General features: G+C 72.3%; 1 protein-coding gene and 1 tRNA gene. One reads left to right on the forward strand and one right to left on the reverse strand.

The annotated features are described in order from the left end of the window. Positions 1-124 precede the first annotated feature (124 nt). Entirely contained in the window at positions 125-751 is a 627-nt protein-coding gene (locus tag ACFQ8E_RS18425) for an ANTAR domain-containing response regulator (RefSeq protein WP_429729957.1), read from the reverse strand. Positions 752-935: 184 nt separating this feature from the next. Here ACFQ8E_RS18425 and ACFQ8E_RS18430 point away from each other — a divergent pair. Next, positions 936-1,009, forward strand: a tRNA-Leu gene (locus ACFQ8E_RS18430). Positions 1,010-1,060: the final 51 nt, after the last annotated feature.

A 1,060-nucleotide genomic window follows, 5' to 3' on the forward strand; every position in this document is an offset into this window, starting at 1 on the left:
TAACCAATTAAAAAAACTTTTTGAACACCCCCCCCCGCCACCTACCGCGCCCCGGCCCCCCCCCAACATGGGGCTGGGCCCCGGCCCCTGCACCCCCCCGGCCCCCGGGCCACCGTGGTGCGGATCAGGCTCCGCCGACCTGCTCGATGACGGCGTCCGCGACCTCGCGCATCGTGAGGCGGCGGTCCATCGACGTCTTCTGGATCCAGCGGAAGGACTCCGGCTCGCTCAGGCCCATCTTGGTCATCAGGAGGCCCTTCGCGCGGTCCACGCGCTTGCGGGTCTCGAACCGCTCGGTGAGGTCCGCGACCTCGGCCTCGAGCGCCCCGATCTGCTGGTAGCGGGAGATCGCGATCTCCACCGCCGGGAGCAGGTCCGCAGGCGTGAAGGGCTTGACGACGTAGGCCATCGCGCCGGCGTCACGCGCCCGCTCGACGAGCTCGGTCTGGGAGAAGGCGGTGAGCAGGACGACGGGCGCGGCGTGCGCCTTGCCGATCCGCTCGGCCGCCGAGATGCCGTCCAGCTCGGGCATCTTGACGTCCATCACGACGACGTCGGGCTTGAGCTCGGTGGCGAGCCGCACCGCGGTCTCACCGTCGCCCGCCTCGCCGACGACGTCGAACCCCGCCTCGCGGAGCGTCTCGACGACATCCATCCGGATGAGCGCCTCGTCCTCGACGACGACCGCGCGACGCGCGGGTCGCTCCGGCGTCTTCGGGGCCTCGGGCTCCTGGTCGATCAGGGGCGGCAGGTCGAGCGGCACCGTCGCCTCGGGCTTCGCGTCGTGGGGCTTCTCGTCGGTCACCCGTCCATCCTAGTGGCCGCGAGGGGGCGCCGCGTCCCGTGCCGGGTGTGACGAGGGCGACGGCCTGCCCGCCGACCAGCGGTCGGACGGTTCGGCCACCGCCTCGAGCGCGTGGTTGGATGGGCGGCGCGCCCCGGTAGCCCAACCGGCAGAGGCAATCGGCTCAAACCCGATCCAGTGTGGGTTCGAATCCCACCCGGGGCACCCCGCAGCCGCACGACGACGGCCCGTGCCCCTCGGCGAGAAGCCGAGGGG

This window comes from Isoptericola sp. NPDC056573 (assembly GCF_042793335.1).
Taxonomy (GTDB): domain Bacteria; phylum Actinomycetota; class Actinomycetes; order Actinomycetales; family Cellulomonadaceae; genus Isoptericola.